Below are 20,210 nucleotides of genomic sequence, written 5' to 3'. Positions count from 1 at the left end.
TTCCCCCAACTTCTTGGGGGCCATCCTGCCGCGTCAGGCGCCGCCCGGCCAGACCGCCCGGCGCACACCGAGCGCGGTGACCGCGCCATAGGCGGTGATGCCCAGCGCCACGCCGAGGAAATGCCCCTCGATCCCCATGCCCAGCGGCCCCGCCAGCACCGCCCCGCCGCCCACGGCGAGCGCCAGCCGGGACAGCGCGCCGGCCACCGGGTAGGCCATGCGGCCTGCGCCCTGACTCGCAAAGTACAGCGCCATGCCCAGCCCGAAGCCGCCAAAGGCAAGGCCGACATAGGCCAGCCCCCGCGCCGCGATCGCCACCACCGCCGCATCGCCCGTGAACAGCGACGCCACCTGTACCGGCCACAGCGCCACCACCAGCCCCGCCGCGCCGGTCAGCAGCAGCGCCATCGCCGCCCCGGTCCAGGCCAGCGCCCGCGCCTCCGCCCAATCGCCCGCACCGGCGGCGCGCCCGACCAGGGCGGTCAGCGCGGAGCCGATGCCGAAGGCGAGCGGGATCATCAGGAATTCGAGGCGCGCGGAGATGCCGTAGGCGGCCACCGCCACGGCGCCATGCGCCGCCATCTGCGCCGTCACCAGGATGGTGGCGAGGTTCGCCACCACCGCCAGCCCGCTCGCCACCAGCCCGACCGACAGGATCCGTCCGAAGATCGCCGCCTGGGGCCGCATCCGCAGCCTGGGCACGAAGCCGGCGCCACCGCGCAGCACCACCAGCCCCATCGCCAGCGTCGCCACCCAGAACACCAGCGCCATGGCCGCGCCGAGCCCGGCCAGCCCCATGCCGAATGGCTCGGCCAGCGCCCAGCTCGTGGGCGGCAGCGCCAGCCAGGCCAGCACCAGCACCCGCGCCGCCAGCGCATGCCGCCCGCCGCCGCGCAGGACGGAGGCCAGCGTATTGGTCATCCAGACCGGCACCGCCGCCGCGCCGAACAGCCACATCGCATAGGGCGCAGCGGCCTCCGCCACCGCGGCGCCGCCAATGGCGCCGAAGATGCCGCGCGGGAAGACCGCCAGCGGCAGGGCAAACAGCAGCCCGGCGGCCAGCGCGATCAGCCCCGCATGCAGCACCATGGCCGAGGCTTCCTCCCGCCGCCCGCCGCCCAGCGCGCGGGCGATGGCGGAGACCACGCCGCCGCCCATGGCGCCGGTGGACATCATCTGCATCAGCAGCGCGAAGGGCAGCACCGTGGCCCAGCCGGCCAGCGCCGCCGTGCCCTGCCGCGCGGCCAGCCAGGTCTCGAACAGCTGGCCGAACACCTGCAGCAGCGCGACCAGCGCGGTGGGCGCGGCCAGCGCGCCGATCCGGCGCAGCCGCGCGGCGATCATATCGCGATGGCCGCGGCGGGCCGGCGGGGATCAGCGGCGGCCGAGAGCAGGCCGCCAGGCGCCTTCCGCACCAGCTCGACGCAGCCGGCCAGCCAGGTGCGTTCCGGCCACAGGCGTATGTCATGCCCGCGCGCCGCCAGCGCCTCCCGCACCGCCTCCGGAATCCGCGATTCCACGGCGAGCCGCGCCGGGAAATGGTCATGCGGCGCGGAGGTGCCGGGGAAGGCGTAGCTGGCCACCCGCGGCGCCTCCACCGCCGCCTGCGCGGACATGCCATGCACGAACAGGTTCATCAGCACCTGCAGCAGCGCCTGCGGCTGCACGTCATTGCCCGGCGAGCCGAAGGGCATCACCCCGCCATCCGCCCCCACCGCCAGCGCCGGCATCGGCGTCAGCCGCGGCCGCTTGCCGGGCGCGAGGCCCGCCGGATGCGCCGGGTCCGTGCGGTTCTGGGAGCCGCGGTTGGAGGGAACGAAGCCCAGCCCCGGCACCACCGGGCTGGACCAGGAGGCGTCCGACGGCGCGGAGGAGAAGGCCCCGCCCCAGCGATCCACGACCGCGACATAGGAGGTGCCCGCCTCCACCGGCGGCGCCGCAGCCGCCGAGGCTTCGGGCACGCCGCGCCCGGTGCCGATCAGCGGCGCCATCATGCCGGGATGCGCCCGCGCCAGGTCGATCTGCGCGACGCGCGCGGCGATGTGTGCGTCGGACAGCAGGGCGTCCAACGGCACATCGACGAAATCCGGGTCGCCCAGATGGTGCTCGCGATCGGCGAAAGCGATCTTCAGCACCTCCGCCAGCAGATGCAGATAGTCGGCCGAGTTGTGCGGCAGGTCCGCCAGCCCGGCGCGATCCGCCATGCGCAGCGCCTGCAACAGCGTCGGCCCCTGGCACCAGGCGCCGCCCGTGAACACCTGCTGGCCGCGCCAGGTGACACCCGCCGGCGGCAGCACCGGGCAGCGGAAGGCCGCCAGATCGTCGCGGGACAGCCAGCCGCCTTCGCCCTGCATGAAATCGACCATCCGCCGGGCGATGTCGCCGCGATAGAAGGCATCCCGCGCCGCCTCCAGCCCCGCCACGCGGTCGGCGCCGCGGGCGCGCGCGGCGCGTTCCTCATCCCCCATGAAGCGCAGCGTGGCGGCGAGGTCCGCCTGGATGAACAGCGCGCCTTCCTCCGGCGGCTTGTCGTTCGGCAGATAGATCGCGGCGTTCTGCGACCAGCGGCGATATTCTGCCGCGTGGTTCGCAAGGTTTTCCGCCAGCAGCGGGTACACCGAAAAGCCTTCTGCCGCGAAGCGGATGGCGTGTTCGGCGATCTCGCCGAATCCCTTCGTGCCGTGGCGCTGCAGCGCGGTGATCCAGGCGCAGGGCGCGGCCGGCACCACCGTCCGCAGCACGCCCGCCGGCATCTTGCCGCCATGCTCGCGCTGGAAGTACCGGGCATCGGTCGCCGCCGGCCAGGGACCGACGCCGGCAATCGTCTCCACCTGCCCGCTGGCCGTGCGCAGGATGATCGGCGCGACGCCCGCCACGCTCACCAGGTCCGGATGCAGCACGCCGAGTGCCAGGCCCGCCGCGCAGCCCGCATCCACCGCATTGCCGCCGGCCTGCAGCACGGCGAAGCCCGCGGCACTCGCCAGGTAATGCCCGGCGGAGACCGCGTGGCGGGTGCCGCTGACCGTCTCCCGCGTCAGCATCACTCCACCTGCACCCCGGCCAGGCGCGCCACCTCGGTCCAGCGGGCGATCTCGGGGGCGATGATGGCGCGGAACTCGGCCGGGGTGCTGATGATGGGCTTCATGCCGATGCTGGCGATGCGTTCGGCGAAGCCCGGCTGGGCCGCGATCTGGGCGATGGCGGAGGCCAGCTCGCTGATGATGTTGGGCGGCGTGCCGGCCGGCACGACGAAGCCCAGCCAGCCGCTGGCGCGGTAGCCGGTCAGCCCGACCTCGGCGAAGGTCGGCACATCCGGCAGCAGCGGGTCGCGCGTGGCGCCGGTGGTGGCCAGGGCGCGTGCCGCGCCGTCGCGCACCGGGGTCATCACCGAATTCACCGTGTTGAAGGTCATGTCCACCTGGCCGCCCAGCATGTCCGTCACCGCCTGGGGGCTGCCGCGATAGGGCACGTGCAGGATGTCCACGCCCGCCATCTGCTTGAAGAATTCGGCGGCCATGTGGGTGGAGGTGCCGGTGCCGGCGGAGGAATAGCTCAGCGCCCCAGGCCGCGCCTTCGCCGCCGCCAGCAGATCCGCCACGCTGCGGAAGGGCGAGTCGGCGCGCACCACCAGGGCCGCGTCATTGGCGCCGACCAGCGCCACCGGATCGAAGCCGCGGACCGGGTCGTAGGGCAGGCTGGCGCGGATCGCCGGGTTGATGGCGAGGACGGAGGAATTGGCCATCAGGATGGTGTAGCCATCGGCTGGCGCGCGCGCCGCGGCTTCCGTGCCGATCATGCCGCTGGCGCCGGCGCGGTTCTCGATCACCACCGGCTGGCCGAGCAGTTCCGTCAGCTTCTGGCCATAGGCGCGGGCCAGCAGGTCGGTGCCGGCGCCGGGCGGGTAGGGCACGATGATCCGCAGGGTCCGGCTGGGCCAGGCCGGCGTCTGGGCCCGGGCGGGCAGGGCCGCAAAGGCAGCCAGGCTGAGCAGGCTGCGTCGAGCAAGCTGGGGCATCCGTTATCCCTCTTCGATATGCCCTGACATGCTGGCACCCCGATGCTGCGGCGCGAAGGGGGCCGCGCGATGCCGATGCGCGGCGCCCCTGATGCCGATGCCGATGCCGATGCGGTCAGCTCGGCTGCACGCCCGCCGCGCGCACCACCGGTGCCCAGCGCGCGGCCTCGGCGGCGACGAAGGCGCCGATGCGCGCCGGGCTGAGATCGCCGAGTGACACCACGCCAACACTCTCCAGCCGCGCCTTGATGGCGGCATCCGCCAGCCCGGCCTGCAATTCCGTGTTGAGCCGTGCCGCGATCGCCGGGTCCAGCCCGGCCGGCGCCGCCATGACGAACCAGTTGGTGGAGACGGAGCCGGGGAAGCCCGCCTGCACCAGCGTCGGCACCTCCGGCAGCGCGGAGACACGTTCCGGCGAGGAGACTGCCAGCGCCTTCAGCGTGCCCGCCCGGATCGCCGCCGCATTGGCGCCGGAGGTATCCCACAGCGAGGTGGTGTTGCCGCCGAGCACGTTCTGCTGCGCCTCCGCCGCGCCGCGGAAGGGCACGTGCAGCATCTGCACCCCGGCCTCCATCCCCCACATCACCCCGGTCAGGTGGCCGACGGAGCCGACGCCGGATGAGCCGAAGGAGACGGTCTCCGGCGCGCGGGCGGCCATCGCCTTGTAGTCGGCGAGCGTCGCCAGCGGGCTGTCGCCCTTCACCGCGCAGACGATCGGCGCGCCGCCGAGCATGCTGACCCAGGAAAAGGCACGGCCCGGGTCATAGGCCAGGCTGCGGAACAGGGACGGCGCGACAGCCAGCGGCCCGGTGTTGGAGACCAGCAGCGTATGCCCATCCGCCGCCGCCCGCGCCGCTTCCGCGGTGGCCACGGTGCCGCCGGCGCCGGGCTTGTTCTCGATGACGAAGGGCCGGCCGAAGGCGCGTTCCAGGCGGTCCGTCAGCGGGCGGATGATCAGGTCGCTGGTGCCGCCGGGGGCATAGGGGTTGAGGATGCGGACCGGGCGGTTCGGCCATGCGCCCTGCGCCAGGGCGGGGGCGGCGAGGGGGCTGGCGAGGGCGGCGGCGAGGAGCTGGCGGCGGGGGATCATCTCGTCTCTCCGGTTCTGTATCGAAACCGGATGCAAACGCCGTGCCTGGGACTACGGCGGCGGCGCCAGGGCGGGGATGCGGATGGGCTCCACCGTGAAGCCCGCCTGGCGCAGCCGCGCCACCACGCCGCCCGGCCCGCTGGCATGGGCGCCGCCGATGCCGATCACCAGGCTTTCGCGTGGCAGCCTGGCCGCCAGCTGCCGCGCCATCAGCGCGCTGCGCGCATCCAGCATGAAGCGGGCGAAGGCCGCGCGCAGCGGCGGGTCGGCGGCCAGCGTCGCCAGCGTCCGCTCGCGCAGCGCCGCGAAATCGCCTTCCCGCAGTGCCGAGACCATCGCCGCGTCCAGGCCGGACAGGCCGGCCGGCGGCCCGCCGCGCTGCATCTCCCGCAGCATCAGCGCCACCATCCGCAGCAGCGCATCGCCGCCCATCTGCCGCAGCGCGGTCAATTGCTCGCGCCGGGTCTCCAGCCCCTGCACCGGAATGCCGCGCGCCTCGGCCAGGGCGCGCAGCGAGGGGTCGCCGCCGGATGGCGCCTCGCCCGTCGCAGCGGATGGCGCGGGCAGGCCGGGGCAGGGCTCGTCGCGGGGCGCGGTGGCGGCGAGCAGCGAAAGGAACAGGCCGACCGGGCTCAGCGGCTCGACGCCCAGGCGGGCGCAGGCGCTGGCGGCCTCCAGCAGGCGGCGCTGGTCGGGCGGGAAGGGGGCCAGCACATCGAAGCCGCGCGGGGCGCGCAGCAGGTCGCTGACATCCTCCGTCTCCGGCACCGATTCCAGCAGCAGCGCGTCGCGACCATCGAGGATGGACGGCGCGGGGGAGGGCAGCCCGGCCTCGCCTTGGTGCGAGCCCGGGATCAGCAGGGATTGCGGCGCGTCGCGGCCGGCCGGCGTGATGTGGAAGGCGGCCAGCGTCTCGGCCTGGGCGAGCGGCGCGGCCAACACCGCCAGCAGCAGAAGGCGCCGCATCTCAGCCCGCGGCGTAGAGCGCGGCGAGCTCCGGCGCGAAGCCGGTGAGCGCACGGCCGCGCTTCGGCCGTGGCGCCGGCGCCAGGCCGACCAGCGCCTCCGCCATCCGCACCGCCGCCGCCGTGCCATCCACCAGCGGCACCGGCACGCGATCCGCGATGACCGGCGCCAGGCCCGCCAGCGGCCCGCCGGCCAGGATCACCGCCTCCGCCCCATCCTGCTCCACCGACTGGCGGCAGAGATCGACCAGCAAGTCGGCGCGCTGTTCCGCGACAAGCCCGGGGTCGCCGGCGAAGGCCGGGCCCATCCGGAAACCGGCGCAGCGGCCAACCAGGCCGTGATGCGCCAGGCACTCCTCGAACATCGGCCGCAGCGCCGCGGTGAAGGACACCACGCCGAAGCGCCGGCCGAGCATGGAGGCCGCATGGAAGGCGGCCTCGCTGATGCCGAGCACCGGCACATCCAGCAATTCCTTCGCGGCATCGAGGCCCGGATCGCCGAAGCAGGCGATCACCGCCGCATCATACTGCCCGCGCCGTGCCGCGAGGGCCGCCAGCGTCGCCGGCCCCGCCACCAGCCAATCCGCGCGGCTGACGATCAGCGGCAGGCCGAAGGGCGCGGAGACCGTCTCCACCACCGTCCCCGGCGAGGCCGCCGCGCGGGCCGCGGCATCGATGCGCGTCGTGACGCTCTCCGTCGTGTTGCTGTTGACCACCAGCAGTCTCACCGCCGCGTCTCCTGCGTCAGCCAGTGCCGCGCGATGTCGCAGCGCCGCGCCACCCAGATATCCTCCCGCCCCGCCACATGGCGCAGCACGGCGGCCAGCCCCGGCATGCGCGCCGGGCGGCCGATGATGCGCAGATGCAGGCCGATGGAGAGCATGCGCGGCGCGCCCTCCGCCAGCAGCCAGTCGATGGCGTGGATGCAGTAGCGCGAGAAATCCTCCGGCTGCACGAAGCCGCCGCCGGGGGCGAAGCGCATGTCGTTGGTGTCGAAGGCATAGGGCAGGCGCACATGGGTGGCGCCGTGCCGCCGGGGCAGGTCGTCGTCGTAATTGTCGCTGTCGTAGAGGAAGCCGCCTTCCTCCAGCAGCAGGCGCCGCGTGTTGACGGAGGAGGCGCTGCGCGTGTGCCAGCCGACCGGGCGTTCCCCGGTGGCGTCGCGGATGGCGGCGACCGTCGCCGCTATCACCGCGCGCTCCGTCGCTTCCGGCATCCCGGCATGGCTTTCCCAGCGCCAGCCATGCGCCGAGATCTCGTGCCCGCGCGCATGCGGCGCGGCGGCCAGCACCGGCGTCGCCGCCACGGCCCGGCCGCAGCTGGAGAAGGTGGCCTTCACGCCATGCGCGTCGAAGGCATCCAAAATCCGCCACAGCCCGACGCGGCTGCCATAGCCGAAGTGGCTTTCCATGCAGGGGTCGGGGTGGCCCGCCACTTCCTCCCGCGCCTCATAGACCGCCTCGTTGCGCGCATCGCCGGAGGTGAGCGACAGCTCCGCCCCTTCCTCCACATTCACGACGAAGGAGAGCGCCAGCTTCGCAGCACCCGGCCAGCTGGCGGGCGAAGCGGCGCCGGCGCGCCCGGCCAGGTCGCGGCTGGCCGGGGGCATGCCGCCCTTAAGGTCGCTCATGCGCCGCGATACAGCGAGAAGCCCCAGGGGGTGAACTTGATCGGCAGATGGTAGTGCAGCGTGGCGTCGAAGACCCGGAAGCGGAAGGGCACGAGTTCGAGGAAGGGGGGCGGCGGGCTGGCCGATTCGGCGAAGAAGTCGCCGATATGGAACAGCACCTCATGCAGCCCTTCCTGCACGCCCTCGCCCTTGGTCACCGGGTGGTGCAGCGCGCCATCGGCCGAAAGCCGGCCCTCCGCTACGGATTGCCGGCTGCCATCGGGCAGGATGCGGTGGATCTCCACCTTCATCCCGAGGCCCGGCCGGCCGCTGGCCACATCCACCGCATGCACCGAGATCCCAGCCGACATCACGCATTCCCCTTTGCAGGCAGCGTAAACAACCGCCCCCACTCCCGGCCAGGGCTTTCCGCGATGCCTGCCGCGCCCAGCCCGCCCCAGACGCCGAGCGCCGTGGCATCCAGCAATGGGATGCCGGTCTCGGCCTCCAGCGCCGCGGCGATCGGCGCGCCGGCGCAGTTGGTGTTCCAGACGATGATGGCCTGCACCCCCGGTCGCGCGACCTGCCGCGCCAGCCCGGCCACCGCCGCCTGGCCGACCGAGGCATAGGCCAGGTTGTCCGTGATGCCCATGCTGGCCTCCGCCACCATCTCCACCCCCTCCGCCGCCAGGCCGCGAGCCGCGCGCAGGTTGTAGTCCCGCGTATGTGGCCCGATCAGCGCCACCCGGCTGGCGCCCAGCAGCTCCAGCGCCCGCAGCAAGGCGAGGCCGGAGGTGGCGCAGGGCAGGCCGGTTTCCTGCCGCACCCGCCGCACCAGCGCCCGGTCATGCTCCAGCCCGATCACCGCGCCCTTGCTGGCCGACCAGATGAGCGCATCCGGCTTCGCATCCGCCAGCAACTCGGCCGCCTGCATCATCGCCTCCCAGTCATAGCTGTCCGGGAAAGGGTCCACGGCGCCGCGCTTGGCGACGCGGGTGAAGATCGGCACGACGCCGGGCAGGTCGCGCAGCAGCGCCTGTGTGGTGCGCTCCACCACCGTATTGGCGGAGGGCAGGATGGTGGCCAGCAGGCGCGGGGCCTCCGGCATCAGGGTCTGGGCGTCCATCCGCGCAGCCTGCACCGGCCTCGCGCGGCACGGCAATTGCCTCGGCCCAGGTCCTACCGAGGATGATGCCCATGCGCCGACGCAACCTGCCCGTTATCGCGGCACTCGCCGCCTTCTCCGCCAGCAGGGCCACCTTGGCGCAGCCAGCCTGGCCGTCGCGCCCCATCCGCATCATCGTCACCTTCCCGCCCGGTGGGTCCTCCGACATCGTCGCCCGCGTGCTGGCGGAGGTACTGTCCCAGCGCCTGCCGCAGCGCGTGCTGGTGGAGAACCGGCCCGGCGCCGGCGGCACCCTGGGCGCGGCCTATGTGGCGACGCAGCCGGCGGATGGGCTGACGCTGCTGCTGTCCAACACCGCGCCGATCGTCACCTCCCCGCCCATCTATGCGAACGTGCCCTATGATCCGGTGACCGGCTTCACGCACATCGCCTATCTCGGCGCCACGCCGCTCGTCATCATGGTGAACCCGCGCCTGGTGCCGGCGACGGACCTCGCCGGGCTGGTCACCTGGATCAAGGCGCAGTCCGGGCCGCCGGGCTATGGCAGCTCCGGCGCCGGCTCCGTCGCCCACATCTTCGGCGAGGCTTTCTCGAGTCGCACCGGCGCGGCGTTGACGCATGTGCCCTATCGCGGCAGCGCGCCGATGCAGGCGGATCTGCTGGGCGGCGCCATCCCGCTGTCCTTCGACACGCTGCCGCAGAATGTCGAGCACATCCGCGCCGGCCGGCTGCGCGCCATCGCCATCACCGCCCCTGCGCGGCAGGAGATGGCGCCGGACGTGCCGACCACGGCCGAGGCCGGCTTCCCGGGCTTGCTGGCCGAGAACTGGCTCGGCCTGGCCGGCCCGCCCGGCCTGCCCGCGCCGATCGTGGCGACGCTGCATGCGGAGGTCGCGGCGGCGCTCGACTCCCCGCTGATGAAAAGCCGCATCCTGGAACACGGCATCGCCGTCCGGCCGATGACACAGCCGGATTTCACCCGCTTCGTAGCGGAGGAGGTGCGTGTGGTCGGCGGCGCGGTGAAGGCGCTGGGCCTCACCGCGCAATGAGCAGCAAGCCCCGGGTCGTCGCCGTCCTGTTCGGGCGGCCAGGCACGGACCCGCTGGAGATTGGCGCCTTCAATGCCGCCGGCGTGCAGGGCCTGTCCCGCGCCGCGCATCTGCCGGTGCGGCTGGAGACGGTTTGGGAACCCAACCCCGCCCGCCGCACCGCCACCATCGAGGCCGCGGCCGCGCGGGCGGAGTTGGTGGTGGCGCATGGCGGGCAGGGGGAGGCGGCCGTTGCCGCGGTCGCACCCGCATTCCCGGATGTCGCCTTCGCCGTCACCCAGGGGCGCATCACCGGCCCCAATATCGCGGGCTTCGAGGTGCTGCAGGAACAATCGGCCTTCCTGGCTGGCGCGCTGGCCGGCTGGTGGATCGCCCCCGGCGGCATCGCGGCGCATCTATCCGGCGAGCCGGTGCCGCCCGGCCTGCGTGGTCGCGCCGGCTTTGCGGCCGGCCTGGCGCATGCCAACCCCACGGCACGGCTGCTGAGCGGCTTCTGCGGCAACCAGCACGACCCGGACCTCGCGGCGCGCTGGATCGATGGCCAGGCGGCGGCGGGCGCCACGCTGAACTTCGCCATGCTGGATGGCGGCCGCGCCGGGGCGATCGCGGCCTGCAAGGCGGCGGGCATGCGGGCCATCGGCAATGTGCGCGACTGGACGGTGGAGGACCCGGTCTTCCTCGCCTCCGCCATCGCCGATAATGGCGTGGCGATGCTGGCGGCGATCGAGGCCTTCCTGGCCGGCGCCTTCGCCGACCGCCGCATCGGGCTGGAGGTGCCGCAGGCGGTGCGGCTGGCGCTCGCGGCCGATGTGCCGGCGGAACTCGCCGCGCGCCTGGCTGTGCTGCGCGCGGCGGTCCTGGATGGCGCGGTCAGGGTGCCGGAGACGTGGCAGGGGGCGGAGTGGGCGCCCCAGCGGGCGACGTAGCCAGCGGCTTCGCGCGCAGCTCCGCCAGGATCTCCGCGAGCAGCTTGTCGGTGGAGCTCGGGCCCTTCACGGCCTCCTGCCGCACGCGCAGCCGGGTCAGCACCTTCAGCAGCCAGAAGATCGCCATCGCCACGATCAGGAACTTGATGATGGCGTTGATGAAGCGCCCCACCGCGAGCACGGCCGCGCCACTCTCCCGCGTCGCTTCCAAAGTCGCCTGGCGTTCGCCGCTGAGCACGATGAAGACGTTGGAGAAGTCGATCCCGCCGATCAGCAGGCCGATCACGGGGTTGATCAGATCCTCGACCAGGCTGCCGACAATGGCGGTGAAGGCGGCGCCGATGACGATGCCGACGGCGAGGTCCACCACGCTGCCGCGCATGATGAAGGCCTTGAACTCGCTCAGCCAGGCCGGCTCGTTGATCGTGATCGGGGATTTCATTTAGCGCTCCTGCAAAGGCCGGCAAGGTGCGGCGCCACGCGGCGCCGCGCCATGCAAAATACCGCGCGCGGCCCGCTCAGAGCCTGACCCATAAGGTCGGCGGCTGAGGGCCAGTCGCGGATTTTTCGTCCTGGCCAGGACGGCAACGCCGCCGATGCTGACTGCATCGGCAAGTTGTCGGACGCCGCCAGGGCGGAAAAGCTGCACTGGACCGACCCGCCGATCTTTTGGGTCAGGCTCTCAGTCCGCGCCGCACCAGCCGGCGATCAATGCCGCCACCACGGCGACCCCGCGCCGGTAATCCGCCACATCCACCCATTCATCCCGCCCGCCATTCTGCGTCAGGTCGCCGCAGAGCGGGCCGAGGCCGACGCAGGGAATGCCCGACTGCACCATCGGGTTGCGGATGTCGGAGGAGGTGTGCATCGGGTTGATTTCCGGCAGCGTGCCGGTGCCGCGGCGCACCGCCTCGCAGGTCTCGATCCACAGCGGGTGGTCCATCGGCACCTCGGCGCCGGTGACGCCGGACAGGAAGCTGGTCTCCAGCATCAGATCCGCATCTGCGGCCACGGCCTCGGCCAGCGCCGCCTCCACCTCGGCCTGCACATCGGCCAACTTCTCGCCGGGCGGGAAGGACAGGGCGCAGGAGAGCTGCACCGCCGGCGCGATGCGCGCGGCACGGCCATCGCCGAGCGTCTTGAAGTCGCCGACCAGCAGATTGGTGCTGCGGCCGACCGCGGCATCCAGCGCCGGGTGATGCACCCGCGCGCCGCGCCGCGCATCCAGCGCCTTCAGCGCCGCCAGCACGGACATCGCCTTGTCGATCGGGTTGATGGCGGTATGCGCGAAAGCGGCGTGGCCGGGTTCCTGCGTCGCCGGCAGGCGCCCCTTCACCACGATGCGGAAGACCAGCTGGCCGGAGGCGAGCGCCTTCACCTCCCGCATCCCGATGCCGGATTCTGCCGGATGCAGATACACCGCCGCATCCGCGGTGATGCCGCCATGCAGCAGCGCATGCACGCCGCGCGCATGGCGCTTGGAGGGGGTGGAGGTGAGGATGACATCACCCTTCGGCATCAGCCCGGCGGCGCGCACGGCGCGCAGCGCCTCCACCATCGTGGCGATGCCCGCCAGGTCATCGGCCACGCCCCAGCCATGGATGCGGCCATTGTCGATCTCGCCGGCCATCGGGTCATGCAGCCAGCCATGCTGCGGCTGGAACGCCTCGCCATCCGGATGGGCAAAGAAGATCACGCTGCGACCGCCGCCGCTGCCGGGGAAGCGGGCGATGACGGCCGCGCGTTCCTCCGTCGCCATGGCGGTCTCGCTGGCGAATTCCTCCCGCAGCACGATGCTGGCGGGCTGGTAGCGGCGGGTCTCGACGATGCAGCCGAGATCCTCCAGCGCGGCGGCGACGCGCGCCTGCACCGCTTCCTCGCCGCCCGCCTGAAGGCGGATCAGGTCGCGCAGGAAGACCACGGCCGCCTCACCCCCCGCTTCGGCTGCCTGGTCCACACGTGTCGCGATATCGGTCATGGAGTCGCCCCGGTTTGCGGGCGTGACCTTAGCGAAGGCGGCGGGCCGGGCAACCGGCCCGCCCTCATTCCAGGCGGGTGGCGGCCGTGATGGCCGGGCCGAGGTTCAGCGCGCCCTCCAGCCGGTAGCCCAGGTTCAGCCCGGCCCGGCGCACCCAGACCTGCTTCAGGTCGAACAGCGGCAGGCTGCAGCCGGCCTCCATCACCTTGCGCTGCGCCGTGGCCCAAAGCGCCAGCTGCCTCGCCTCATCCGGCTCGGCCCGCGCCGCGTCGATCTCGGTATCCGCTGCGCTACAATGGGCGAAGTTCAGCGACATGGTCGGCTGCCCGGGCGCGCTGCGGGAATGGTAGAACTGGCTGAGATAGCTGTCCGCCACCGGGTAGCGCGCGGCGCCATAGAAGGTGAGCTGCGACAGGTCCTGCCGGATGCGGGCATGGTAGGTGGCGTGTTCCACCACATCCATGTCGAGCCGGATATTGGCGCGCCGCAGCTGCGCCTGGATCACTTCCATCACCGGAAGCTGGGCGGAGTTGGAGGAGACGACGGCGCGGATCGTCACGCCATCCGGGTGCCCGGCCTCCGCCAGCAGGGCGCGCGCGCGGGCGACATCGTGCGGGAAGCGCGGCACATCCTCCGTCGCGCCGAGGTAGCCGGGCGGCACCGGGCTGGCCCAGGGGGTGGCGACATCCAGCCCGACGAAGCGGGCGATGCCCTGCGTGTCGATCGCATGCTGCACCGCATGGCGCACCCGCACATCGTTCAGCGGCGCGCTGCGGCTGCTGATCAGCAGGGTGCGGAACTCGCCGGGGGAGAATACCTCCACCACCGTGTTCGGATGCGCCTGCATCCGCGCCACCCAGCGCTGTTCCCGCCTTCCGATGATCAGGTCCAGCTCGCCGGCGGTATAGGCCAGCTCCCGCGTCGCATCGCTTGTGATGAAGCGCAGGTCGATGGCGCGGATCGCCGGGCGGCCGCGCCAATGCCCGTCGAAGGCCACCATGCGTGCCGCGCCGCCGCCGGCGCGCTCCAGCCGGAACGGCCCGGTGCCCGGCGGCTGCCCGCCGGCATCGGCGCGGCGGGAGACGATCATGCCGCCATGGTAGTTGGCGAAGAGCCCGAGCGCGCCGGCCACCGCTTCCTTCAGCGTGACGCGCACCGTCATCGGGTCCACCACCTCCACCGCCGTCATCGGCGCGTAGCTGCCGGCGAAGGCGCTGCGGGCGCTGTCCGCGGCGCGGCGCAGCGAATAGGCCACATCCTCGGCTTCCAGCGGGTTGCCATCGTGGAAGCGCACGCCGGGGCGCAGGTGGAAGGTGTAGGTCAGGCCGTCGGCGCTGCGGGTGAAGCGCTCCGCCAGATCCGGCTCCAGCTTCGCCGGGTCGGCGGAGCCGGGCGGGAAGCGCACCAGCCCGTCATAGGCCCAGGCGAGTGGTGCCTTGTCCTGCGTTGCGCTGGCGCGGTGCGGGTCCGTGGTGCCCATGTCCTGCGCGATCAGCCCGACCCGCAGCGTCTGCGCCTGGGCCCCGAGCGGCAACGTCAGCGCCAGCGCCATCGCCAGCAGCGTGCTTCGCATCTGTTCTGTCCTTCCGAGAGCCTTCCCGGCTTGCAGGATGGTCCCGGCCGCGCCACCCTCGCAAGCATGTCTTCCCCTGATATGTTTGACGTGGCGATCATCGGCGGCGGCATGGTCGGTTCCGCCATCGGCTTCGGCTGCGCCGAACGCGGCGCGCGGGTGGCCGTGCTGGATGAGGGCGATGTGGCGCTGCGCGCGGCGCGCGGTAACTTCGGGCTGGTCTGGTCGCAATCCAAGGGCGACGGCATGCCCGCCTATGCTGCCTGGACCCGCCGCAGCGTGGCGCTGTGGCCGGCGCTGGCGGAACGCGCCTCGGCGCTGGCGGGGCGGGACGTGCAGTACCGCGCGGTGGGCGGGCTGACCTTCTGCCTGGATGAGGGGGAATTCGCCGCCCGCAGCCAGTTCGTGCAGCGCATGCACAACCAGGGCCAGGAAGGCCTGCGGATGCTGGACCGCCGGGAATTGGCCGAACTGATGCCCGGCTGTCCGCTGGGGCCGGAGGTGCGCGGCGCCAGCTTCCAGCCGGCCGATGGCCATGTCGATCCGCTGACCCTGCTGCGCGGCCTGCAGGCCGGCATGCGCGGGGCCGGCGGCACGCATCTGCCGGGTGCGGCGGTGCAGGCGGTGGAACCCGTGGCGGGCGGCTACCGGATTTTGCGCGAGGATGGCAGCGAGGTGGCGGCGCGGCGCATCGTGATCGCAGCCGGCGTGAAGACGACGCCACTCGGGAAAATGATTGGCCTGGACGTGCCGGTGCGTCCGGTGCGCGGCCAGAACATCGTGACCGAGCGCCTGGCGCCGATCCTGCCGCTGCCGGCCAGCGCCATCCGCCAGACCGGCGACGGCACGGTGCAGATCGGCGTGACCAGCGAGGATGACGGCAGCTTCGAGGCCGCGACCACCACCGCCGCCCTGGCCCGCATGGCCGCCCGCGCGCTGCGGGTGCTGCCGGTGCTCGGCCAGGCGCGGATGGTGCGCAGCTGGGCGGCGCTGCGGCCGATGACGCCGGATGGTTTTCCGGCCTATGCCGAAAGCGCGACGCATCCCGGCTGCTTCGTTGCCACCTGCCATTCCGGCGTCACGCTCGCCGCGGTGCATGCCGGCCCGCTGGCGGAGGCGATCCTGACCGGCGCGCTGCCGGACCACGCGCGCGACCTGCACCCGGACCGCTTCCTTGGGATGACCCATGTTTCGTCGCACTGAGCCCACCGACTGCACCATTGTCTGGGAGGGGCGGGAGCTTCCTGCACGCGCCGGCGAAAGCCTGGCCGCGGCGCTGCTGGCCGCCGGCATCACCAGCTTCCGGGAGACGCCGGTGACGGGCGCGGCACGCGGCCCGCTCTGCCTGATGGGCGCCTGCTTCGACTGCCTGGTGCAGGTGGCGGGCACGCAGAACATGCAGGCCTGCCTGGTGCCGGTGACGCCTGGCCTGGTCGCCGGGATCCAGCACGGCGCCCGCAGCTTCGAGGAGGAGGCGGCATGAGCGTCGCCGACGAATGGACCGCCGGACAGGAGGCCACGGCGCCGGTGGCGGAGAGCGTAGACCTGCTGGTGCTCGGCGCCGGTCCCGCCGGCATGGCGGCGGCCACCGAGGCGCGCGCGCATGGCATGCGGGTGCTGGTGCTGGATGAGAATGGGGCGCCGGGCGGGCAGGTGCATCGCGCCGTCGAGGCGCGTCTGGCAAAGGGCGCCGTCGAGGCGCGTCTGGCAAAGGGCGCCGTCGAGGCGCGTCTGGCAAAGGGCGCCGTCGAGGCGCGTCTGGCAAAGGGCGCTGTGTCGGACGACCAGGACAAGGACGGCGCCAAGCTCGCCGCCGCCTTTCGGGCCTCCGGCGCGCAGTACCGGCCCAACGCCACGCTCTGGGCCGTGGAACCCGGCGGCAAGGTCTTCTGGTCCGAGGGTGGCGCGGCCCGGACCATCCAGGCGGAGCGGCTGATCCTCGCCGCCGGCGCCACGGAGCGGCCGCTGCCCATCCCGGGCTGGACCCTGCCGGGGGTGATGAGCGTCGGCGCCGCGCAGATCGCGCTGAAGACGGCCGGGCTGGTGCCGGAGGGGAATGTCTGGCTGGCCGGGCAGGGGCCGCTGCTGTGGCTCTATGCGGTCCAGGCGCTGGCCAAGGGCGGGCGCATCGCCGGCATCATCGACCTGTCGCCGCCCGGCGGCTTTGCGCGGGCGCGGCCCTATCTGATGCGGGCGCTGAAGGCGCCGGAATATCTCTGGCGCGGCCTTGTCTGGCAGCGCCAGGTGAAGCGCGCGGTGCAGGTGACTCCGGCGCGGGAATTGCGGGCCGAAGGCGAGGGGCGGCTGGAACGCATCCTGGTGGATGGCGTGGCGCATGCGGCGGATCTGCTGCTGCTGCATGATGGCGTGGTGCCGAATACCCAGGTTACGCGCGCCATCGCCGGCGTGACCCATGGCTGGGACCCGGTGCAGCGCTGCTGGCGGCCGGGGCTGGATGTCTGGGGCAATACGGCGGTGGCCGGGGTGATGGTGGCGGGTGATTCGGGCGGCATCGGCGGCGCCCGCGCCGCGGCGCTATCCGGTCGCATCGCGGCGCTGGAAGCGGCGCGCGCGCTGGGCCGCATCACCACGGATGAACGCGACGCCAGGTCCGGGCCGCTGCGCCTGCTGCGCGACCGCCAACTGGCGCCGCGCCCGTTCCTGGATGCGATGTTCCCGCCCCTGCCGGAAGCCGCCATCCCGGACGAGACCATCCTCTGCCGGTGTGAGGAAGTGACGGCCGGGCGGGTGCGGCAGGCGGTGGGGCTGGGCTGCCTCGGCGCCAACCAGACCAAGGCTTTTACCAGGGCCGGCATGGGACCCTGCCAGGGGCGGATATGCGGGCCGGCGGTGCATGGGGTGATCGCGGCGGCGCGCGGCGTGGAGGGGGGCGAGGTGGAGCCCTTCCGCACCCGCTTCCCGACCAAGCCGCTGACGCTGGGCGAGTTGGCGGCGCTGGCGGGATGATGACGCCCGTATCGGCTTGGCCGAAGAAGCCCTCTCCCCCCCACGGGGGGGGAGGGCTTCATGGCGCACCCATGAAGAAGGCGCTCGTCATCGGCGGCGGGCTGCATGGGCTGTCCACCGCCCTGCATCTGGCACGCACCCCCGGCTGGCAGGTCACGCTGCTGGAGCGCCGCCATGTCGGGCGGCATTCCAGCGGGGTGAATGCGGGCGGCGTGCGGCGCCTCGGCCGGGCGCTGCCGGAGATTGCGCTCTCCGTCATCGCGGCCGAGATGTGGCACGGCATCGAGGCGCTGGTCGGCGATGATTGCGGCTTCCGTGCCACCGGCCAGGTGAAGGTGGCCGAGAGCGAGGCCGACATGGCGAAGAACCACGCCCGCGTCGCGCAGGTCCGCGCGCTTGGCTGGACGCATGAGGAGGTGGTGGACCAGGCGGAGGTCCGCCGCCTGCTGCCCGCCGTGTCCCGCCATGTGGTCGGCGCCATCGTCACGCGTGATGACGGCTCGGCCGATCCGATGCGGACGGTGATGGCCTTCCGGCGCGCGGCGGAGCAGGCGGGCGTGGTGATCCGCGAAGGCGTCGCCGTCACCGGGCTCGACCGCACCGCCGATGGCAGCATCCGGGTGCAGACGGACCAGGGCGAATTCGAGGCCGAGCGCGTGGCCAATTGCGCCGGCGCCTGGGCGCCCGATCTCGCCGCGCTGGCCGGCGAGACCATCCCCTGCGGCACCAAGGCCAGCATGATGATCGTGACGGAGCGCCTGCCGCATTTCGTCGATCCCACCGTGGGCGCGACGGCCCGGGCGCTGTCCTTCAAGCAGACGGCGGCCGGCACGGTGGTGATCGGTGGCGGCCATCAGGGACGCAACGACAAGGTGGCGGAGACCTCCTCCGTCCTGTTCGGCAGCCTGGCCTTCGCCGCCCAGATCGCGGCGCAGATCTTCCCCTGCGTCGCCGGCGCGCGGATCATCCGCACCTGGACCGGCACCGAGGCGCGGCCGCCGGACGACATGCCGGTGATCGGTGAAAGCCGCAGCCTGCCCGGCCTGTTCCATTCCTTCGGCTTCTCCGGCCACGGCTTCCAGCTTTCCCCCGCCGCCGGCGCCGCGGTGGCGGAGCTGATGGCGCGTGGCGCCACGAACCTGCCGATCGCGCCCTTCACGCAGGACCGCTTTACCGTTCCGGCTTGATGCGCGCGGCTGGCTGGCGCAGGCTCGGCCATGATGACGAAACCTGCCCTGGAACTGGTGGGACTCCGGACGGAGTTCCGCATCGGCGGTCGCTGGCACCCCGCGGTGCGCGACCTGTCCCTGACCCTCATGCGGGACGAGACCCTGGCGCTGGTCGGCGAAAGCGGCTGCGGCAAGTCCGTCACCGCGCTGTCCGTCATGGGGCTGGTGCAGCCGCCCTTCGGCCGGGTCGCCGCCGGGCGCATCCTGCTGGATGGGCGGGACCTGGCGGGGCTGTCCGACCAGGCGCTGGAATCCGTGCGGGGCGACCGCATGGCGATGATCTTCCAGGAACCGATGACCAGCCTGAACCCGGTGATGACCGTGGGCGAACAGGTGGCGGAGGCGCTGCGCATCCATCGCGGCATGGACCGCAAGGCGGCCCGCGCCCGCGCGCTGGAATTGTTCGAGGAGGTGAAGATCCCCTCCGCCGCGCAACGGCTGGACGAGTATCCGCACCAATTCTCCGGCGGCATGCGCCAGCGCGTGATGATCGCCATCGCGCTGGCCTGCGAGCCTGCCGTGCTGCTGGCGGATGAGCCGACCACGGCGCTGGATGTCACCATCCAGGCGCAGGTGCTGGGCCTGCTGGCCGATCTGCGGTCCCGCTTCGGCATGGCGGTGCTGTTCATCACCCACAACCTGGGCGTGGTGGCGCAGATCGCGGACCGGGTGGCGGTGATGTATGCCGGCGAGATCGTCGAGCAGGGCCCGGTCGAGGCGATTTTCGCCAATCCGCAGCACCCCTATACCCGCGCGCTGTTCTCCGCGATTCCGCGGCTGGATCAGCCCGGCCAGGCGCTGTCGGCCATTCCCGGCCGGGTGCCGCCGCTGGACGCGATGCCCGAGGGCTGCCGCTTCGCACCGCGCTGCCCGCTGGCCCAGGCGGGCTGCGAGCGGGAGCAGGTGTTGGCGGAGGTGACCCCGGTGCACGCCGCGCGCTGCCATGTCGCAACGGGAGCCTTGATGCATGCTTGATCCGGTCGGTCGCGTCGTCCTCATCACCGGCGCCTCGCGCGGTATCGGGCGCGAAGTCCTGCGCCGCCTGCATGGCTCCGGCTGGCTGATCAGCGCCGGCATCCGCAGCCCCGGCAAGCTTGTGGCCGGGCCGGACCTGATGCTGCATCGCTGGGATGCCGAGCAGCCGGGCAGTTCCGAGGCCTGGGTGGCCGCGACCATGGCGCGCTTCGGGCGGATCGACGCGGTGGTGAACGCCGCCGGCATCAACCCCAAGGCGCGCCTGCTGGATGAAGACGAGACCGAGCACGACGCCATGTGGCGGGTCAATGTGAAGGCCCCGATGCGCCTCATCCGCGCCGCCTGGCCGCATCTGGTCGCGGGCGGGGAGGGCAGGGTGGTGAACCTGTCCTCGCTGTCCGGCAAGCGCGTGGCGAATGAGAATCTCGGCTACGCGATGAGCAAATTCGCCGTGGTGGCGCTGACGCAGGAAGTGCGGCGGCTCGGCTGGGAACATGGCATCCGCGCCACCGCGATCTGCCCCGGCTTCGTCGCGACGGAAATGACCATGGCGGCGAAATTCCCGCGCGAGGCGATGAGCCGGCCGGAGGATGTGGCGGCGCTGGCCGAGATGGTGATGCGCCTGCCCAATACCGCCAGCGTCGGCGAGCTGAAGGTGAATTGCCGGTTCGAGGCGCTGCTGTGACAGCAACGCGCCTGCTTGACCAA

General features: G+C 72.7%; 20 protein-coding genes. 8 read left to right on the top strand and 12 right to left on the bottom strand.

Annotated elements, in window-relative coordinates; all coding sequences use genetic code 11:
* Positions 1 to 33: 33 nt before the first annotated feature.
* From HB662_RS25440 to HB662_RS25400, 9 genes are all read right to left on the bottom strand, one after another.
* Positions 34 to 1,344: an MATE family efflux transporter gene (locus HB662_RS25440; protein WP_168054243.1), complete on the bottom strand. Its 1,311-nt coding sequence runs from the start codon at positions 1,342 to 1,344 to the stop codon at positions 34 to 36.
* Complete coding sequence (locus HB662_RS25435; protein WP_168054241.1) at positions 1,341 to 3,041, bottom strand: gamma-glutamyltransferase family protein; 1,701 nt, start codon at positions 3,039 to 3,041, stop codon at positions 1,341 to 1,343. The genes HB662_RS25440 and HB662_RS25435 overlap by 4 nt, the downstream gene beginning before the upstream one ends.
* On the bottom strand, positions 3,041 to 4,015 hold the full coding sequence (locus tag HB662_RS25430) for a Bug family tripartite tricarboxylate transporter substrate binding protein (RefSeq protein ID WP_168054239.1): 975 nt from the start codon (positions 4,013 to 4,015) through the stop codon (positions 3,041 to 3,043). Before HB662_RS25430 ends, HB662_RS25435 begins: the two co-directional genes overlap by 1 nt.
* A 115-nt stretch (positions 4,016 to 4,130) precedes the next feature.
* Complete coding sequence (locus tag HB662_RS25425) at positions 4,131 to 5,105, bottom strand: Bug family tripartite tricarboxylate transporter substrate binding protein (RefSeq protein ID WP_168054238.1); 975 nt, start codon at positions 5,103 to 5,105, stop codon at positions 4,131 to 4,133.
* Positions 5,106 to 5,156: 51 nt separating this feature from the next.
* Positions 5,157 to 6,071 (bottom strand): TraB/GumN family protein, encoded by a 915-nt coding sequence (locus HB662_RS25420; protein WP_168054237.1) that lies wholly within the window; start codon positions 6,069 to 6,071, stop codon positions 5,157 to 5,159.
* Position 6,072: 1 nt separating this feature from the next.
* Positions 6,073 to 6,798, bottom strand: coding sequence for an aspartate/glutamate racemase family protein (locus HB662_RS25415; protein WP_168054235.1), 726 nt, complete (start codon positions 6,796 to 6,798; stop codon positions 6,073 to 6,075).
* Positions 6,795 to 7,700, bottom strand: a complete 906-nt coding sequence (locus HB662_RS25410) for a polysaccharide deacetylase family protein (protein WP_209443475.1) — start codon at positions 7,698 to 7,700, stop codon at positions 6,795 to 6,797. Before HB662_RS25410 ends, HB662_RS25415 begins: the two co-directional genes overlap by 4 nt.
* Positions 7,697 to 8,050, bottom strand: coding sequence for a hydroxyisourate hydrolase (locus HB662_RS25405; RefSeq protein WP_168054233.1), 354 nt, complete (start codon positions 8,048 to 8,050; stop codon positions 7,697 to 7,699). The genes HB662_RS25410 and HB662_RS25405 overlap by 4 nt, the downstream gene beginning before the upstream one ends.
* Positions 8,050 to 8,805, bottom strand: a complete 756-nt coding sequence (locus tag HB662_RS25400) for a maleate cis-trans isomerase family protein (RefSeq protein ID WP_168054231.1) — start codon at positions 8,803 to 8,805, stop codon at positions 8,050 to 8,052. Before HB662_RS25400 ends, HB662_RS25405 begins: the two co-directional genes overlap by 1 nt.
* Positions 8,806 to 8,876: 71 nt before the next feature.
* Here HB662_RS25400 and HB662_RS25395 point away from each other — a divergent pair, with 71 nt between their 5' ends.
* Together HB662_RS25395 and HB662_RS25390 are read left to right on the top strand one after the other, a co-directional pair.
* The gene (locus HB662_RS25395; protein ID WP_168054229.1) at positions 8,877 to 9,854 is read left to right on the top strand and encodes a Bug family tripartite tricarboxylate transporter substrate binding protein; all 978 of its coding nucleotides are present in this window, start codon (positions 8,877 to 8,879) and stop codon (positions 9,852 to 9,854) included.
* Complete coding sequence (locus tag HB662_RS25390; RefSeq protein WP_168054227.1) at positions 9,851 to 10,780, top strand: BMP family ABC transporter substrate-binding protein; 930 nt, start codon at positions 9,851 to 9,853, stop codon at positions 10,778 to 10,780. The genes HB662_RS25395 and HB662_RS25390 overlap by 4 nt, the downstream gene beginning before the upstream one ends.
* Here the strand turns inward: HB662_RS25390 and mscL are convergent.
* From mscL to HB662_RS25375, 3 genes are all read right to left on the bottom strand, one after another.
* Entirely contained in the window at positions 10,725 to 11,222 is a 498-nt protein-coding gene (mscL, locus tag HB662_RS25385) for a large conductance mechanosensitive channel protein MscL (protein ID WP_168054225.1), read from the bottom strand. The genes HB662_RS25390 and mscL overlap by 56 nt on opposite strands.
* A gap of 240 nt (positions 11,223 to 11,462) precedes the next feature.
* Entirely contained in the window at positions 11,463 to 12,758 is a 1,296-nt protein-coding gene (locus tag HB662_RS25380) for a M20 family metallopeptidase (RefSeq protein ID WP_168054223.1), read from the bottom strand.
* Positions 12,759 to 12,822: 64 nt separating this feature from the next.
* Positions 12,823 to 14,331: an ABC transporter substrate-binding protein gene (locus HB662_RS25375; RefSeq protein ID WP_168054221.1), complete on the bottom strand. Its 1,509-nt coding sequence runs from the start codon at positions 14,329 to 14,331 to the stop codon at positions 12,823 to 12,825.
* 90 nt (positions 14,332 to 14,421) lie between these two features.
* On the opposite strand from HB662_RS25375, the gene HB662_RS25370 reads away from it, so the two are divergent.
* The 6 genes from HB662_RS25370 to HB662_RS25345 all read left to right on the top strand — a co-directional run bounded on the left by HB662_RS25370 (position 14,422) and on the right by HB662_RS25345 (position 20,187).
* Positions 14,422 to 15,534 (top strand): NAD(P)/FAD-dependent oxidoreductase, encoded by a 1,113-nt coding sequence (locus tag HB662_RS25370; protein WP_456305490.1) that lies wholly within the window; start codon positions 14,422 to 14,424, stop codon positions 15,532 to 15,534.
* Positions 15,518 to 15,814, top strand: a complete 297-nt coding sequence (locus HB662_RS25365; protein WP_168054217.1) for a (2Fe-2S)-binding protein — start codon at positions 15,518 to 15,520, stop codon at positions 15,812 to 15,814. The genes HB662_RS25370 and HB662_RS25365 overlap by 17 nt, the downstream gene beginning before the upstream one ends.
* Positions 15,811 to 17,298 (top strand): FAD/NAD(P)-dependent oxidoreductase, encoded by a 1,488-nt coding sequence (locus HB662_RS25360; RefSeq protein WP_168054215.1) that lies wholly within the window; start codon positions 15,811 to 15,813, stop codon positions 17,296 to 17,298. Before HB662_RS25365 ends, HB662_RS25360 begins: the two co-directional genes overlap by 4 nt.
* A 71-nt stretch (positions 17,299 to 17,369) precedes the next feature.
* Entirely contained in the window at positions 17,370 to 18,485 is a 1,116-nt protein-coding gene (locus tag HB662_RS25355) for an NAD(P)/FAD-dependent oxidoreductase (protein WP_168054213.1), read from the top strand.
* A gap of 30 nt (positions 18,486 to 18,515) precedes the next feature.
* Positions 18,516 to 19,502 carry an ABC transporter ATP-binding protein gene (locus HB662_RS25350; protein WP_245185909.1) on the top strand — a complete coding sequence of 329 codons (987 nt, stop codon included), beginning with the start codon at positions 18,516 to 18,518 and terminating at the stop codon, positions 19,500 to 19,502.
* Positions 19,495 to 20,187 carry an SDR family NAD(P)-dependent oxidoreductase gene (locus tag HB662_RS25345; RefSeq protein WP_168054211.1) on the top strand — a complete coding sequence of 231 codons (693 nt, stop codon included), beginning with the start codon at positions 19,495 to 19,497 and terminating at the stop codon, positions 20,185 to 20,187. Before HB662_RS25350 ends, HB662_RS25345 begins: the two co-directional genes overlap by 8 nt.
* Positions 20,188 to 20,210 lie beyond the last annotated feature (23 nt).

Origin of the sequence: Falsiroseomonas frigidaquae (genome assembly GCF_012163145.1) — a bacterium.
In the GTDB taxonomy this organism is placed as follows: domain Bacteria; phylum Pseudomonadota; class Alphaproteobacteria; order Acetobacterales; family Acetobacteraceae; genus Falsiroseomonas; species Falsiroseomonas frigidaquae.
This window is presented reverse-complemented; position numbering and strand designations above follow the sequence as displayed.